At 71.0% G+C, this 15306-nt stretch carries 14 protein-coding genes; 10 read left to right on the plus strand and 4 right to left on the minus strand.

What is annotated here, in order from left to right; all coding sequences use genetic code 11:
• Positions 1-45 precede the first annotated feature (45 nt).
• The 3 genes from ACH4K1_RS08680 (at position 46) to ACH4K1_RS08690 (ending at position 3412) form a co-directional block, all read left to right on the plus strand.
• Positions 46-1485 (plus strand): gamma-aminobutyraldehyde dehydrogenase, encoded by a 1440-nt coding sequence (locus ACH4K1_RS08680; protein ID WP_398087811.1) that lies wholly within the window; start codon positions 46-48, stop codon positions 1483-1485.
• A gap of 166 nt (positions 1486-1651) precedes the next feature.
• Complete coding sequence (locus ACH4K1_RS08685; protein WP_398087813.1) at positions 1652-2815, plus strand: spermidine/putrescine ABC transporter substrate-binding protein; 1164 nt, start codon at positions 1652-1654, stop codon at positions 2813-2815.
• Positions 2816-2869: 54 nt separating this feature from the next.
• Positions 2870-3412 carry a hypothetical protein gene (locus ACH4K1_RS08690; RefSeq protein WP_398087815.1) on the plus strand — a complete coding sequence of 181 codons (543 nt, stop codon included), beginning with the start codon at positions 2870-2872 and terminating at the stop codon, positions 3410-3412.
• A gap of 75 nt (positions 3413-3487) precedes the next feature.
• Here ACH4K1_RS08690 and ACH4K1_RS08695 read toward each other — a convergent pair whose 3' ends face one another.
• The 3 genes from ACH4K1_RS08695 to ACH4K1_RS08705 form a co-directional block, all read right to left on the minus strand.
• Positions 3488-4285, minus strand: a complete 798-nt coding sequence (locus ACH4K1_RS08695) for an SAM-dependent methyltransferase (protein ID WP_398087816.1) — start codon at positions 4283-4285, stop codon at positions 3488-3490.
• An 86-nt stretch (positions 4286-4371) separates the two neighbouring features.
• Positions 4372-5094 carry a glycerophosphodiester phosphodiesterase gene (locus ACH4K1_RS08700; RefSeq protein WP_398087818.1) on the minus strand — a complete coding sequence of 241 codons (723 nt, stop codon included), beginning with the start codon at positions 5092-5094 and terminating at the stop codon, positions 4372-4374.
• Positions 5095-5116: 22 nt separating this feature from the next.
• On the minus strand, positions 5117-6151 hold the full coding sequence (locus tag ACH4K1_RS08705) for an adenosine deaminase (protein WP_398087820.1): 1035 nt from the start codon (positions 6149-6151) through the stop codon (positions 5117-5119).
• 121 nt (positions 6152-6272) lie between these two features.
• On the opposite strand from ACH4K1_RS08705, the gene ACH4K1_RS08710 reads away from it, so the two are divergent.
• Positions 6273-6989, plus strand: a complete 717-nt coding sequence (locus ACH4K1_RS08710; protein WP_398087822.1) for a DUF4190 domain-containing protein — start codon at positions 6273-6275, stop codon at positions 6987-6989.
• A gap of 199 nt (positions 6990-7188) precedes the next feature.
• Here the strand turns inward: ACH4K1_RS08710 and ACH4K1_RS08715 are convergent, their stop codons facing one another.
• Complete coding sequence (locus ACH4K1_RS08715) at positions 7189-7749, minus strand: NADAR family protein (protein ID WP_398087824.1); 561 nt, start codon at positions 7747-7749, stop codon at positions 7189-7191.
• A 210-nt stretch (positions 7750-7959) separates the two neighbouring features.
• Here ACH4K1_RS08715 and ACH4K1_RS08720 point away from each other — a divergent pair, with 210 nt between their 5' ends.
• From ACH4K1_RS08720 to ACH4K1_RS08745, 6 genes are all read left to right on the plus strand, one after another.
• Positions 7960-9474 (plus strand): gamma-aminobutyraldehyde dehydrogenase, encoded by a 1515-nt coding sequence (locus ACH4K1_RS08720; RefSeq protein ID WP_398087825.1) that lies wholly within the window; start codon positions 7960-7962, stop codon positions 9472-9474.
• 74 nt (positions 9475-9548) lie between these two features.
• Entirely contained in the window at positions 9549-10796 is a 1248-nt protein-coding gene (locus tag ACH4K1_RS08725) for a PotD/PotF family extracellular solute-binding protein (RefSeq protein ID WP_398087826.1), read from the plus strand.
• A gap of 76 nt (positions 10797-10872) precedes the next feature.
• Entirely contained in the window at positions 10873-12024 is a 1152-nt protein-coding gene (locus tag ACH4K1_RS08730; RefSeq protein ID WP_398087828.1) for an ABC transporter ATP-binding protein, read from the plus strand.
• Positions 12021-12962 (plus strand): ABC transporter permease, encoded by a 942-nt coding sequence (locus ACH4K1_RS08735; RefSeq protein WP_398087829.1) that lies wholly within the window; start codon positions 12021-12023, stop codon positions 12960-12962. The genes ACH4K1_RS08730 and ACH4K1_RS08735 overlap by 4 nt, the downstream gene beginning before the upstream one ends.
• Positions 12962-13765 (plus strand): ABC transporter permease, encoded by an 804-nt coding sequence (locus tag ACH4K1_RS08740; protein ID WP_398087831.1) that lies wholly within the window; start codon positions 12962-12964, stop codon positions 13763-13765. The genes ACH4K1_RS08735 and ACH4K1_RS08740 overlap by 1 nt, the downstream gene beginning before the upstream one ends.
• Before the next feature lie 23 nt (positions 13766-13788).
• Positions 13789-15204: an NAD(P)/FAD-dependent oxidoreductase gene (locus ACH4K1_RS08745; RefSeq protein WP_398087833.1), complete on the plus strand. Its 1416-nt coding sequence runs from the start codon at positions 13789-13791 to the stop codon at positions 15202-15204.
• Positions 15205-15306: the final 102 nt, after the last annotated feature.

The following is a 15306-nucleotide window of genomic DNA, read 5'->3' on the forward strand; positions in this document are numbered from 1 at the left end:
AAGGTGGACGTCTCACCCATCGGACAGCCGACAGGAGGGGTGGTTGTGACCACCGAGGTGCGCCGTCTGCGCAACTACATCAACGGAGAGTTCCGGGACGCCGCGGACGGGCGGACCATCGATGTGGTCAGCCCGGTGACGGAAGAGGTCTACGCGACCTCCCCGCTCTCCGGCCGGGCCGACGTCGATGCCGCCATGGAGGCCGCCGCCGCGGCCTTCCCCGCGTGGCGCGACACCACGCCCGCCGAGCGCCAGAAGGCCCTGCTGAAGATCGCGGACGCCTTCGAGGAGCGGGCCGAGGACCTGATCGCCGCCGAGTCGGAGAACACCGGCAAGCCGATCGGGCTGGTCCGCAGCGAGGAGATCCCGCCGGCGGTCGACCAGATCCGCTTCTTCGCGGGGGCCGCCCGCCTGCTGGAGGGCCGTTCGGCCGGCGAGTACATGGAGGGGCTGACCTCCATCGTCCGCCGCGAGCCGGTCGGCGTCTGCGCCCAGGTCGCGCCGTGGAACTACCCGCTGATGATGGCCGTGTGGAAGTTCGCCCCGGCCCTCGCCGCGGGCAACACGGTCGTCATCAAGCCGTCCGACACCACCCCGGCGTCGACCGTGCTCATGGCCGAGATCATGGGCCAGTTCCTCCCCAAGGGCGTCTTCAACGTCCTGTGCGGCGACCGGGACACCGGCCGCGCCATGGTCGAGCACCCGATCCCGGCGATGGCCTCCATCACCGGTTCGGTACGGGCCGGCATGCAGGTCGCCGAGTCCGCCGCCAAGGACGTCAAGCGCGTCCACCTGGAGCTCGGCGGCAAGGCGCCCGTCGTGGTCTTCGAGGACGCCGACATCGCCAAGACGGTGGCGGGCGTCTCCGAGGCGGGCTTCTTCAACGCCGGCCAGGACTGCACGGCCGCCACCCGCGTGCTGGTCCACGAGTCGATCCACGACGAGTTCGTGACCGCCCTGGCCAAGGCCGCCGCCGACACGAAGACCGGGCAGCCGGACGACGAGGACGTGGCGTACGGCCCGCTCAACAACGTCAACCAGCTGAAGCAGGTCAGCGGCTTCATCGAGCGTCTGCCCGCTCACGCCAAGGTCGAGGCGGGCGGCCACCGGGTCGGCGACAAGGGCTACTTCTACGCCCCGACCGTCGTCTCCGGCCTGAAGCAGGACGACGAGATCATCCAGAACGAGGTCTTCGGCCCCGTCATCACCGTCCAGTCCTTCAGCGACGAGAAGCAGGCCGTCGAGTACGCCAACGGCGTCGAGTACGCGCTCGCCTCCTCGGTCTGGACGCAGAACCACTCCCGCGCCATGCGCATGTCCAAGAACCTCGACTTCGGCTGCGTGTGGATCAACACCCACATCCCGCTGGTCGCCGAGATGCCGCACGGCGGATTCAAGAAGTCCGGTTACGGCAAGGACCTCTCCGCGTACGGCTTCGAGGACTACACCCGCATCAAGCACGTCATGACGTCCATCGAGGACTGATCCTCTCGTCGAGGCGGTACGCGGCCCCGGGCTCCGTCCCGGGGCCGCTTCCGTTCCCCCTGTACAAGGTGTGCGGGGCGGACCCGGCCCGCTGGACGCTTGGTCCATTGTCCGCCGGGCCGCCACCCGGCATCCTGCGCTGGTGCGAGCGATCAGGAAGAACCCCGTGTCCCGCCGTTCCCTCCTGCGCGCCCTCGGGGCGGGAGCGGCCGGCGCCGCCCTGGCCGGCTGCGGCGTGCCCGCGGCCTTCGTCGAGCCGGGGAAACGGGCCGGACGCGACCGCTCCGCCACCGACCGCACGCTCCACTTCGCCAACTGGCCGCTCTACATCGACACCGATGACGACGACGAGTCGAAGCGGCCCACCCTGGACGCCTTCACCGAGCGGACCGGGATCTCCGTCACGTACACCGAGGAGATCAACGACAACGACGAGTTCTTCGGCAAGATCAGCCCCGCGCTGATGAACCACCAGGAGACCGGCCGGGACCTGATCGTCATCAGCGACTGGATGGCCGCCCGCTTCGTCCGGCTCGGCTGGGTCCAGGAGATGGACCGCGCGAGGCAGCCCAACGTCGCCCGGTACCTCGACCCGCTGCTGCGGAACCCCGCCTTCGACGAGGGGCGGCTCCACAGCGTCCCCTGGCAGTCCGGCATCACCGGCATCGCCTACAACCGGAAGAAGCTCGGCCGCGAGATCCGGTCCACGAACGAGCTGTGGGCGGACGACCTGCGCGGCCGGGTCACCCTGCTCTCCGGGCTCGACGAGTCGTTCGCCCTGCTGATGCAGGGCAACGGCGTCGACATCACCCGCTGGACGGCCGACGACTTCCACGAGATCTGCGAGCAGACGGAGAAGCGGGTCCGCTCGAAGCACATCCGCCGCTTCACCGGCAACGACTACGTCAAGGACCTCGCCACCGGCGACGTGCTCGCCTGCCAGGCGTACTCCGGCGACGTCATCCAGCTCCAGGCCGACAACCCCGACATCGCGTTCGTCGTCCCCGAGGAGGGCGCCGAACTGTGGGCGGAGTCCCTCATGATCCCCAACCTCGCCCGCCACAAGCGCAACGCGGAACGGCTGGTGGACCACTACTACGACCCCGAGGCCGCCGCCGAACTCGCCGCCTGGGTCAACTACGTCTGCCCCGTGCCCGCCGCCCGGGACGTCCTGGCCTCCTCGAAGGACGGGGAGACGGCCGCACTCGCCGAGGATCCGCTGATCTTCCCCGACGGCGCGATGCGGAAACGGCTCGCCATCGCGCGCGACATCACCTCCGAGGAACGCACCGACTTCGCCAAGAAGTGGAACTCCGTCGTCGGCTTGTGAAGCCCTGACGGGGGCAGCGTAAAGAGGCGGCAAACGCGGGCGTACGCTGCGGACATGAGCGAGCGACACGCCCTCACACGGCGTATACGCGGGTGGTTGGTGTTCTTCATCGTCTGTCTGGTGCTGAGCGGGCTCACGGCTTTCCCGCTCGTCACCGAACTCCGCTGGGCCGAGGAGCTGCTGAGCGCCTCCGCGTCGCCGGTCCCCGAGCACTTCCCGGGCCTGATGGAGTGGATCACCCGGGTCCGCGAAGGGCTCGACACCGTCGACCGCGAGCAGCCCTTCATGCTGTACGGCACCGACTGGCTGGCCTTCGCCCACCTGGTCATCGCGGTCGCCTTCTACGGCCCCTACCGCGACCCGGTCCGCAACATCTGGGTCATCGAGTTCGGCATGATCGCCTGCGCCGGGATCATCCCGCTCGCCCTGATCTGCGGCCCCATCCGCGCCATCCCGTTCTGGTGGAGCCTGATCGACATGTCCTTCGGGGTCTTCGGCGTCATCCCGCTGCTGATCGTCCGTCGCATGATCAAGCGGCTGGAGGCGCTGGAGCGGGCGCCCGCCCCCGCCCCGGCGTCCGTGCCGGCGAGCGCCTGACGCCCGTCGGGCGACCGCCCGGGCCGGGGCTGCCGGGCCGGAGCATCCGGTCCCGTGCCCCGGCCCGTCCCGCCGTCAGGGCTTCCGGGCCACCACCCCGAACTGGGCGACCTCCGGCTCCCGCGGGTTCGTCCGCCAGCGGGAGCAGGAGACGATCCCCGGCTCCAGGATCTCCAGCCCGTCCAGGAACGAGGCGAACTCCTCCCGGCTGCGCGCGGTGATCGGCGGGGTGGCGTTCTCGTTCCAGAAGCGCATCGCCGCCTCGTTGCCCTCGCCGCCCAGCTCCAGCGTCGGATGGGTCAGCACCAGGTGGCTGCCCGAGGGCACCGCCGCCATCAGCGTCCGCACGATGGACCGCGCCTCGTCCGTGTCCAGCACGAAGTTCAGGATGCCGAGCATCATCACCGCGACGGGCCGCCCCAGGTCCAGGGTGGGCTCGGCGGCCCGCAGGATCTGCTCCGGGCGGTGCGCGTCCGCGTCCACGTACTCGGTCGCGCCCTCCGGCGAACTGGTCAGCAGCGCACGGGCGTGGGCCAGCACGATCGGGTCGTTGTCCACGTACACGATGCGCGCGTGCGGCGCGGTGTGCTGGGCGATCTCATGGGTGTTGTTCACGGTCGGCAGACCCGTGCCGACGTCGAGGAACTGGTCGACGCCCACGTCGCCGGCCAGATGGCGCACCACCCGGCCGAGGAACGCCCGGTCGGCGCGGGCCACTTCGCCGATGCTCGGGTACATCCCGGTCACCTGGTCGCCCACCGCCCGGTCCACCGGGTAGTTGTCCTTGCCGCCCAGCCAGTAGTTCCACACACGGGCGTTGTGCGCGACGTCGGAACGTATCCGGGCGGCGGCTGTCTGCGGGCGGGGGTCCATGGCGTCTGCTCCTCGATGACGGAGGGCCCCCGCCGCGAGGGTGGCGCGACGGTGGGCCGGTGCGGGCCCCCATCATGCCGGACCGATCAAGGAGCCTCGCGCACGGGTGAGTTGGCCAGCACCTGGCGGAGCGCGTCGATCCGGTTGGTGGTGATCGAATCGACGCCCCGGTCGATCAGCCTGCGCATCGTGCGCTTCGTGTCGGCCGTCCAGGCGGAGACGAGCAGCCCGTCCCGGTGCGCCCGCTCCGCCAACTCCCGGCTGACCAGACCGAAGCGGTAGTTCAGCCAGCGCGGCCCGACCGCCGCCAGCAGCTCCGGGCGCGGCGGGGCCAGCGTGTTCCAGGTCAGGGCGATCTCGGCGGCCGGATCGGCGGCGCGCACCCGCAGCATCGCCTCCGCGCCCGCGCAGTAGTACGCCCGTTCGCCCGCCCCGCACTCCCGGACCGTCCCCACGATCTTCTTCACCGAGGCGTCCGTGGAGCCGGGCAGGTCCACCATCACCCGGTGCGCCCCGGCCGCCAGGAGCGCCTCGCGCAGGGTGGGCACCCCGCCGCCGGTCAGCCCCACCAGCTCGGCGTGGTCCAGCCGGTCGAGGCGCCGGTCGTGGCCCCACAGCCGTTCCAGCGTGGCGTCGTGCAGCAGCACGGGCACCCCGTCGCGGGTCACCCGTACGTCGATCTCGACCGCGTCCGCCCCCCGTTCGAGGGCGGAGCGGATCGAGGACAGGGTGTTCTCGCGGGCGAGATACGGGTCGCCGCGGTGGGCCACGGCGATGACGCGGGGGGCGGGGGCGGGGGTGTCGGCCATGGGGCCATTGTCGACGACCGGGTCAGCGGCCGGGCGCCCGGAGCCAGTTCGCCGTGTACGTGTCGATCTCCTCGGCCAGCTTCCGCTTGCCCGCCGGGTCGAGGAACGACGCCTCCACGGCGTTCTTCGCCAGCTCCGCGATGCCCCGCTCGTCCAGTTCCAGCAGCCGCGCCGCCACCGCGTACTCGTTGTTGAGGTCGGTGCCGAACATCGGCGGGTCGTCGCTGTTGACCGTCACCAGCACACCTGCCTGGACCATCTCCCGGATCGGGTGCCGCTCGATGTCGGCGACCGCCCGGGTGGCGATGTTCGACGTCGGGCAGACCTCCAGGGCGATACGGTGCTCGGCCAGGTGCTCCAGCAGCTTCGGATCCCGCACGGAGCTGGTGCCGTGGCCGATGCGCTCGGCGCGCAGCGCGGTCAGCGCGTCCCAGACCGTCTGCGGCCCGGTGGTCTCCCCGGCGTGCGGCACCGAGTGCAGGCCCTCGGCGATGGCCCGGTCGAAGTAGGGCTTGAACTGCGGGCGCTCCACCCCGATCTCGGGGCCGCCCAGACCGAAGGAGACCAGCCCCTCGGGCCGGTGCTCCACCGCGAGCCGGACGGTCTCCTCGGCCGACTGGAGACCGGCCTCGCCCGGGATGTCGAAGCACCAGCGCAGGACGACGCCCAGCTCGGCCTCGGCCGCCCGGCGGGCGTCCTCTATGGCCTCCATGAACCCGGCCTCGGGGATGCCCCGGCGGGTCGAGCTGTACGGGGTCACGGTCAGCTCCGCGTACCGGATGTTCTGCCGGGCCATGTCCCGCGCCACCTCGAAGGTGAGCAGCCGGACGTCCTCGGGGGTGCGGACCAGGTCCACCACCGAGAGGTAGACCTCGATGAAGTGGGCGAAGTCGGTGAAGGTGAAGTAGTCGGCCAGCGCCTCCGGGTCGGTGGGGACCTGGGAGTCCGGGTGGCGGGCTGCCAGCTCCGCGACGATCCGGGGCGAGGCGGAGCCGACGTGGTGGACGTGCAGTTCGGCCTTGGGCAGTCCGGCGATGAAGGGATGCGGGTCGGTCATCGGAAATCTCCCGGTTCGGCGTGGTGAAGGCCGGGCGCACCGGCCCCACCGATCATCGCAGGCGGGGTCCGGCGGCATGAGCCCTGGCCGTAGCATGACGGGACCACGATGGGGGAGGCCCATGTCAGACAACACACAGCAGCCCGGGGGCGGGGCCGCGCCGCGCGATCCGTGGGCGCCGCCGGACAGCAGGGTGGAGCTGGGCAAGCAGGGTGCGCAGACCCCGCCGCCCGCCGCGCACCCGCCGCCCGCGGTCCACGACCAGCCGACCGTGACGTCGATGCCGGGCGCGGGCCCCGGGGACGCCACCGGCCCGATACCCCAGGCCGGACCCGGAGCCTTCGGACCGGCGCCCTCGCACGTGCCCCCGCCGCCCGTGGGCCCCCACGGGCCCGGTCACGCGACCCCGCCGCCCGCCGCGCACTACGGCTACCCGGCCCCTCCCGCGCAGCCGTACGGGGGCTACCCGGGCTACGGCGCCTACGGAGTCGGCCCGGTCGGCTGGGGCCCGGTGCCCAACAACGGCCTGGGCACGGCCGCGATGGTGATCGGCATCGTCTCGGTGGTCGGCTTCTGCCTCTACGGACTCAACATCGTCCTCGGCATCCTGGCGCTGATCTTCGGCATCATCGGCCTCGGCCGGGCCAAGCGCGGCGAGGCCACCAACCGGGGGATGGCGCTGGCCGGGGTCATCCTCGGTTCCGTCGGCATCGTCGTCGGCGCGACGATCCTCGGCCTGATCATCTGGGCAGCCACGAACGCGGACAGCGACTCGGACTACAACGACTCCTACGACGACCCGTTCGCCACGTCCCTGGTCGTCGAGGACCGCCGCTAGGGGACGCCCCCGGTCACCGCCGGTAGGGGACGACCCCTCGATCACCGCCGGCCGGGCAGGGAGCACTCCCCGCCCGACCGGCGGTCGTGGCGCCGCCGGGGCGCGGCGCGGCGTGTGGCCGGCGGTGCGGCCGAAGGCCCCGGCCCGCCGCGTGCGTACCGATGTCCGCCCGCCGCGCCCGTACCGGCCTCGCCGCCGCTCACCCCGTCGTACCGTCCGTCCGCAGCCTCTCCCGGGCCTCCATCAGCGCGAAGCCCAGCAGATTCAGCCCCCGCCACTCCTGCGGCCGCTCCACCCGCTCGTCGTCCGCCGCGAGGCCGACGCCCCAGATCCGGTCCAGCGGAGACGCCTCCACCAGCACCCGGTCGCCGGTGGACAGCAGATAGCCGGCCAGCTCCGGATCCTGCCCGAACTTGTGGACGCTGCCCGCCACCACCAGGGCGAACCGCTCGCGTGCCCACACGTCCTCGTCGAAGCCGCGCACCAGCCGTCCCGCCTTCTTCGCCGCCGCCGGGCTCTTCGCCGACACCGCCGCCCGCTCCGCCTCCGGGTCGCCGAAGATCCGCGCCTTCCCGGCCATCATCCAGTGCTCGGCGCTCGCGTACGCGACCCCGTCCACCGTGAACGGCGACGGCCACCACTGGCTCAGACAACCGGCCCCCAGCCGGCCGTCCGGGCGCGGGCGGTGCCCCCAGAACGGCAGATACTTCATCCGCCTGCCCCGTGCCACATCCGCCAGAAGCCCATCGATCCGTTCCATGGCAGGTGAGTCTGGCATCCGCCACTGACACTCCGTACGGGGATTTCCGCACCGACACGACACATGGTCGACAGATTCCGTCGCGTAACCAAAAGGCAACAACGGAATCACTTGTTGGCCGTGAACCCCTCTGTCAGGATCGGCACTCAATTCAGGAAGAAGCTACGCCGCCCCCGCCGCAGAGCGGGCATCGCGGCGGAGGAGAGCGTCATGAGCAACGGCTTCCAGGTCCAGGACCGCTTCGCCGACGGTGCGCAGTACATCGGCGGCAGACTGCTCCCCGGCACGTCCGGCGACCACCACGACATCGTCAACCCCGCCACCGGCGAGAGCGTGCTCCGCTACGAGCTCGCGGGCGCCGACGACGTGGACGCGGCCGTCGCCGCCGCCCGCGCGGCCTTCCCCGGCTGGTCCGGCGCGACACCCGGCGAACGCTCCGACCTCATGCACCGCTTCGCCGCCGTCCTCGCCGAGCAGGCCGACGACTTCGCGTACGCCGAATCCCTCCAGTGCGGCAAGCCGGTCAAGCTCTCCACCGGGTTCGACGTCCCCGGCACCGTCGACAACGCGGCCTTCTTCGCCGGCGCGGCCCGCCACCTGGAGGGCAGGGCCGCCGCCGAGTACGACGGCGACCACACCTCCTACGTACGCCGCGAGGCGATCGGCGTCGTCGGCTCCATCGCCCCCTGGAACTATCCGCTCCAGATGGCCGCCTGGAAGATCCTCCCGGCCATCGCCGCGGGCAACACCATCGTCCTCAAGCCCGCCGAGCTGACGCCGCTGACCTCGCTGATGTTCGCCCGGGCGGCCACCGAGGCGGGCATCCCCGACGGCGTCGTCAACATCATCACCGGGGCGGGCAAGGAGGCGGGCGAGCACCTGGTCGGCCACCCGGACGTGGTGATGACCTCCTTCACCGGCTCCACCGCCGTCGGGAAGCGGGTCGCGGAGATCGCCACCGCCACCGTCAAACGCCTCCACCTGGAGCTGGGCGGCAAGGCCCCCTTCGTGGTCTTCGACGACGCCGACCTGGAGGCGGCCGTGCACGGCGCGGTCGCCGGCTCCCTCATCAACACCGGCCAGGACTGCACCGCGGCCACCCGCGCCTACGTCCAGCGCCCCCTCTACGACGCCTTCGTCCGGGACGTCGCCGCGCTCATGGAGACCGTCCGGCTCGGCGACCCCTTCGACGCCTCCACCGACCTCGGCCCGCTGATCAGCCACGCCCAGCGCGACCGCGTCGCCGCCTTCGTCGAGCGGGCCCGCGGCTACGCCCGGGTCGTCACCGGCGGCGAGGCCCCCGGCGGCGACCTCGCGGACGGCGCGTACTACCGGCCGACCCTCATCGCGGACGCCGCCCAGGACAGCGAGGTCGTCCAGGCGGAGATCTTCGGCCCGGTCCTGGTCGTGCTGCCCTTCGACACCGACGACGAGGGCATCGCCCTCGCCAACGACACCCCGTACGGGCTGGCCGCCTCCGCCTGGACCCGCGACCTGTACCGCGCGAACCGCGCCACCCGCGAGATCCAGGCGGGCTGCGTCTGGGTGAACGACCACATCCCGATCCTCTCCGAGATGCCGCACGGCGGATACAAGGCCAGCGGATTCGGCAAGGACATGTCGGCGTACTCCTTCGAGGAGTACACGCAGGTCAAGCACGTCATGTACGACAACACGGCGGTCGCCCGCAAGGACTGGCACCGCACGATCTTCGGGGACCGATAGCAGCTGCCGCACGATCGGGGGCCCGCCCGCGGCGGCGTCCCCCGGCGGCCTCCCACCCGAAAGGGCAACAGCGTATGGAGAGTTACGAGACCGAGCGCCTCACCCACGCCCAACTGGCGGCGATGCGACGTTCGTTGAGCAGCGGCCGGGGCGCCCTCACCCGCCGGTCGCTGCTGCGCGCCTCCGGCACGGGCGCGCTCGCGCTGGGCGGGGCGGCCGTCCTCGGCGCCTGCGGCATCCCGCCCGCCGGGCGCACCGAGGGCAGCGCCGCCTCCGACGACCACTCGGCGAAGGAGAAGGTGGTGAACTTCTCCAACTGGACCGAGTACATGGACGTCTCCGAGGACGAGAAGAGCCGCCCCACCCTCCAGGCGTTCACCAGGCGCACCGGGATCCGGGTCGAGTACACCGAGGACATCAACGACAACGTCGAGTTCTTCGGGAAGATCAAACCGCAGCTCGCCGCCGGTCAGAACACCGGGCGCGACCTCATCTGCGTCACCGACTGGCTCGCCGCCCGCATCATCCGGCTCGGCTGGGCGCAGAAGCTCGACGCCTCGAACCTCCCGCACGCCTTCGCCAACACCTCGGCCCAGTTCCGCACCCCCGACTGGGACCCCGGACGCGCCTACTCCTATCCCTGGACCGGCATACCGACCGTCATCGCCTACAACGCGAAGGCGACCGGCGGACGCAAGGTCGACTCCGTCACCCAGCTCCTCGACGACCCGAAGCTCAAGGGCCGCGTCTCCTTCCTCTCCGAGATGCGCGACACCGTCGGCATGACCCTGCTCGACCTGGGCAAGGACCCGGGGAAGTTCACCGACGCCGACTACGACGAGGCGATCGGCCGGCTCCAGAAGGCCGTCGACAAGAAGCAGATACGCCGCTTCACCGGCAACGACTACACCGCCGACCTGAGCAAGGGCGACATCGCCGCCTGCGTCGCCTGGGCCGGGGACGTCATCCAGCTCCAGGCCGACAACCCGGACATCGAGTTCGCCATCCCGGCCGCCGGTTACATCACCTCCAGCGACAACCTCCTGGTCCCCGCCCAGGCCCGGCACAAGACCAACGCCGAGAAGCTCATGGACTACTACTTCGAGCCGCCGGTCGCCGCCCGGCTCGCCGCGTACATCAACTACGTCTGCCCGGTCGACGGCGTACGCGACGAACTCGCGAAGATCGACCCGGCGATGGCCTCCAACACCCTGATCCTGCCCGACCGGGAGATGGCGGCGAGGTCCCGTTCCTTCCGCTCCCTGAGCACCGAGGAAGAGACGGCGTACGAGGAGAAGTTCGCCAAGCTCATCGGCGCCTGACCCGGCCCCGGCGCGGCCCCGGCGGGGCCGCGCCCCTTCCCCGCACCTCCCCCCGAACCCCCTGGGACCGCGACCCATGACACAGCAGCAGACCGCGGGCGGCGATGTCCGCCTCACCGGGATCAGCAAGACCTACGGCTCCTTCACCGCCGTGCACCCGCTCGACCTGACCGTGCCCCAGGGCTCCTTCTTCGCCCTGCTCGGCGCGTCCGGCTGCGGCAAGACCACCACCCTGCGGATGATCGCCGGCCTGGAGGAGGCCACCACCGGCACGGTCTTCCTCGGCGACCGGGACATCACCGACCTGCCCCCGTACAAGCGCCCCGTCAACACCGTCTTCCAGAGCTACGCGCTCTTCCCGCACCTCGACATCGCCGAGAACATCGCCTTCGGGCTGCGGCGGCGCGGGATCAAGTCGGTGAAGAAGCAGGTCGGGGAGATGCTGGAGCTGGTCCAGCTCGGCGACTTCGCCCGGCGCAAGCCGCACCAGCTCTCCGGCGGCCAGCAGCAGCGCGTCGCCGTCGCCCGGGCGCTCATCAACCACCCGCAGGTCCTGCTGCTCGACGAACCCCTCGGCGCCCTCGACCTCAAGCTGCGGCGTCAGATGCAGCTGGAGCTCAAGCGCATCCAGACCGAGGTCGGCATCACCTTCGTCCACGTCACCCACGACCAGGAGGAGGCCATGACCATGGCCGACACCGTCGCGGTGATGAACGGCGGCCGGGTCGAACAGCTCGGCGCGCCCGCCGACCTCTACGAGAACCCGCGCACCACCTTCGTCGCCAACTTCCTCGGCACCTCCAACCTCATCGAGGGCGAACTCCTCTCCACCGGCGAGGAGCTGACGGTGAGCGCGGGCGGCGGGAGGCTCACCCTGCCCCGCGAGCGCTGTTCGGCCCCCACCGCGGCCGGCGGCCGGCTCCTCCTCGGTATCCGGCCCGAGAAGATATCCCTGGCCCACGCGGACGACGCGGACCGCGTCGCCGCCGGACGCAACCGCGTCACCGGCCGCATCGTCGACTCCAGCTTCATCGGCGTCTCGACGCAGTACGTCGTCGAGAGCCCGGCCGGCACGGCCCTCCAGGTGTACGAGCAGAACATCGAGCGCGACACGCGCCTGGTCCCCGGAGCCGAGGTCGTCCTCCACTGGAACCCCGCCCACACCTTCGGGCTCGACGCCGCCCAGGACATCGACGCGGGCGCGACCAGCGTGGAGGACGGGGAATGAGCGCCACCGCGGCGCCGCCCGCGCCCCCCGCCGAACCCCAGGAGCCACGGGAGCCCGCGCTCCGCAAGCCCTCCACCCGCAAACGGCTCGTCCCCTACTGGCTGCTGCTCCCCGGCATCCTCTGGCTGCTCGTCTTCTTCGCCCTGCCGCTCGTCTACCAGGCGTCCACCTCCGTCCAGACCGGCTCGCTGGAGCAGGGCTTCGAGGTGACCTGGCACTTCCAGACGTACGTGGACGCGCTGCGCGAGTACTGGCCGCAGTTCATCCGGTCCCTGCTGTACGCGGGCACCGCCACGCTCCTGTGCCTGCTGCTGGGCTACCCGCTCGCCTACCTCATCGCCTTCAAGGCGGGCCGCTGGCGCAACCTCGTCCTGGTGCTGGTCATCGCCCCGTTCTTCACCAGCTTCCTCATCCGCACGCTGGCGTGGAAGACGATCCTCGCCGACGGCGGCGCGGTCGTGGACGTGCTCGACACCCTGCACGTCCTGGACGTCACCGGCTGGCTCGGCTGGACCGAGCCGGGCCGTGTCCTGGCCACCCCGATGGCCGTCGTCTGCGGCCTGACCTACAACTTCCTGCCGTTCATGATCCTGCCGCTCTACACCTCGCTGGAGCGGATCGACGGGCGGCTGCACGAGGCGGCGGGCGACCTCTACGCCACCCCCGCCACCACCTTCCGCAAGGTGACCTTCCCGCTCTCCATGCCCGGCGTCGTCTCCGGCACCCTGCTGACCTTCATCCCGGCCAGCGGCGACTACGTCAACGCCGAGCTGCTCGGCTCCACCGACACCAAGATGGTCGGCAGCGTCATCCAGAGCCAGTTCCTGCGGGTCCTGGACTATCCGACGGCCGCCGCGCTCTCGTTCATCCTCATGGCGATCGTCCTGCTGACGGTCACCGTCTACATCCGCCGTTCCGGGACGGAGGACCTGGTCTGATGCCCGTACTGCGCTGGATACGCCGGAACCTGGTCGTCGTCGCGGGTCTGCTGACCCTCGCGTACATGATCCTGCCGAACATCGTCGTGATGGTGTTCTCCTTCAACAAGCCCAAGGGGCGCTTCAACTACGCCTGGCAGCAGTTCTCGCTGGAGGCGTGGAAGGACCCGTGCGGCGTCGCCGACCTGTGCGGCTCGCTCTCCCTCTCGCTCCAGATCGCCTTCTGGGCGACGGCGGGGGCCACCGCGCTCGGCACGGCGGTCGCCTTCGCGCTGGTCCGCTACCGCTTCCGGGCGCGCGGCGCGATCAGCTCGCTGATCTTCCTGCCGATGGCGATGCCCGAGGTCGTCATGGCCGCCTCCCTGCTCACCCTCTTCCTGAACATGGGGGCCCAGCTCGGCTTCTGGACCGTGCTGATCGCGCACATCATGTTCTGCCTCAGCTTCGTGGTGACCGCCGTCAAGGCGCGCGTCATGTCGATGGACCCGCGCCTGGAGGAAGCCGCCCGCGACCTGTACGCGGGCCCCGTGCAGACCTTCGTCCGGGTGACCCTCCCCATCGCCGCCCCCGGCATCGCGGCGGGAGCGCTGCTCGCTTTCGCGCTCTCGTTCGACGATTTCATCATCACGAATTTCAACGCGGGCTCCACCGTCACGTTCCCCATGTTCGTCTGGGGTTCGGCACAGCGCGGCACGCCCGTGCAGATCAATGTCATCGGCACCGCGATGTTCGTCCTCGCGGTACTGATGGTGCTCGTCGGGCAACTCATCGCGAACCGCCGCAAGAGCACCGCACGAAACTGACATTCCCGAAGGAGTTGGAAACCATGGCCCCAGCCGCCATGCGTACCGCTGCACATTCCCTCTCCGGCGCCAAGCCGGTCCCGTACTGGCTCGACGATCCGGACAAGCCCGCCGCGCTGGCCGCCCTCACCGGCGACGAGCACACCGACCTGCTGGTCGTCGGCGGCGGCTACAGCGGTCTGTGGACCGCGCTCATCGCCAAGGAGCGCGACCCGGCCCGGGACGTCGTCCTGATCGAGGGGCACGAGGTGGGCTGGGCCGCCTCGGGCCGCAACGGCGGCTTCTGCGCCGCCTCCCTCACCCACGGGCTGGCCAACGGCGTGGAGCGGTGGCCCGACGAGATCGCGAAGCTGGAGGAGCTGGGGGCGCGGAACCTCGACGCCATCGAGGCCGCCGTCGCCCGCTACGGCATCGACTGCGAGTTCGAGCGGACCGGCGAGATCGATGTCGCCACGGAGCCTCACCACCTCGATGAGCTGCGGGAATGGCACGAGGAGATCGTGAAGCTCGGCATCACGGGCGTGGACTTCCTGGACCGCGACGCCCTGCGCGCCGAAGTCGACTCGCCCACCTTCCTCGGCGGCCTCTGGGACCGGCGCGGGGTCGCGATGCTGCACCCGGCGAAGCTCGCCTGGGGGCTGAAACGGGCCTGCCGGGAGCTGGGCGTACGGATCTACGAGCACACCCGCGGTCTGGACCTCGTCCGCTCCGGTACGGGGATGGCGGTCCGCACCCCGTACGGGCGGGTCTTCGCCCGCCGGGTCGCGCTCGGCACCAACATCTTCCCCTCGCTGGTGAAGCGCGTGAGGCCGTACACCGTGCCGGTCTACGACTACGCGCTGATGACCGAACCGCTCACCCCCCGGCAGCTGGAGTCCATCGGCTGGAAGGGGCGCCAGGGGCTCGGCGACAGCGCCAACCAGTTCCATTACTTCCGGCTCTCCGCGGACAACCGGATCCTGTGGGGCGGATACGACGCGATCTATCCGTACGGGGGAAAGCTGAACGCCGATCTCGACCAGCGCCCCGAGACGTTCCTGAAACTCGCGGAACAGTTCTTCACCTGTTTTCCGCAGCTTTCCGGCGTGCGTTTCTCGCACGCCTGGGGAGGGGCGATCGACACCTGTTCGCGTTTCACCGCTTTCTTCGGCACGGCTCATCAGGGGCGGGTCGCCTATGCCGCCGGATTCACCGGTCTCGGCGTCGGCTCCACCCGGTTCGGGGCCGAGGTGATGCTCGACCTGCTCTCCGGCCGGGAGACCGAGCGGACCCGGCTGGAGATGGTCCGCTCCAAGCCGATGCCGTTCCCGCCGGAGCCCTTCGCCTGGGCCGGCATCGAGATCACCCGGCGGTCCCTGGCCCGGGCCGACCGCAACGGCGGGCGCCGCAACCTGTGGCTGAAGACCATGGACAAGCTGGGCCTCGGCTTCGACAGCTGACCCGTTCCCGGCCTCGACAGCTGGCCCGTCCCCGGCCCCGGCGCCGGCAACTGACCCGTTCCCGCCCCCGGTCGGCCGCTGTGATCCACCTCGCTGCCGACC

Origin of the sequence: Streptomyces sp. NPDC017448 (assembly GCF_044330565.1) — a bacterium.
GTDB lineage: Bacteria > Actinomycetota > Actinomycetes > Streptomycetales > Streptomycetaceae > Streptomyces.

Bases quoted from the DNA above. Each gene is read 5' to 3' on its own strand.
- ACH4K1_RS08705 (WP_398087820.1), bottom strand. From the start codon at position 6,151: ATGACCGACCCGCATCCCTTCATCGCCGGACTGCCCAAGGCCGAACTG.
- ACH4K1_RS08740 (WP_398087831.1), top strand. From the start codon at position 12,962: ATGCCCGTACTGCGCTGGATACGCCGGAACCTGGTCGTCGTCGCGGGT.
- ACH4K1_RS08700 (WP_398087818.1), bottom strand. From the start codon at position 5,094: ATGGCCGACACCCCCGCCCCCGCCCCCCGCGTCATCGCCGTGGCCCAC.
- ACH4K1_RS08730 (WP_398087828.1), top strand. From the start codon at position 10,873: ATGACACAGCAGCAGACCGCGGGCGGCGATGTCCGCCTCACCGGGATC.
- ACH4K1_RS08710 (WP_398087822.1), top strand. From the start codon at position 6,273: ATGTCAGACAACACACAGCAGCCCGGGGGCGGGGCCGCGCCGCGCGAT.
- ACH4K1_RS08720 (WP_398087825.1), top strand. From the start codon at position 7,960: ATGAGCAACGGCTTCCAGGTCCAGGACCGCTTCGCCGACGGTGCGCAG.
- ACH4K1_RS08715 (WP_398087824.1), bottom strand. From the start codon at position 7,749: ATGGAACGGATCGATGGGCTTCTGGCGGATGTGGCACGGGGCAGGCGG.
- ACH4K1_RS08725 (WP_398087826.1), top strand. From the start codon at position 9,549: ATGGAGAGTTACGAGACCGAGCGCCTCACCCACGCCCAACTGGCGGCG.
- ACH4K1_RS08735 (WP_398087829.1), top strand. From the start codon at position 12,021: ATGAGCGCCACCGCGGCGCCGCCCGCGCCCCCCGCCGAACCCCAGGAG.
- ACH4K1_RS08745 (WP_398087833.1), top strand. From the start codon at position 13,789: ATGGCCCCAGCCGCCATGCGTACCGCTGCACATTCCCTCTCCGGCGCC.
- ACH4K1_RS08695 (WP_398087816.1), bottom strand. From the start codon at position 4,285: ATGGACCCCCGCCCGCAGACAGCCGCCGCCCGGATACGTTCCGACGTC.
- ACH4K1_RS08690 (WP_398087815.1), top strand. From the start codon at position 2,870: ATGAGCGAGCGACACGCCCTCACACGGCGTATACGCGGGTGGTTGGTG.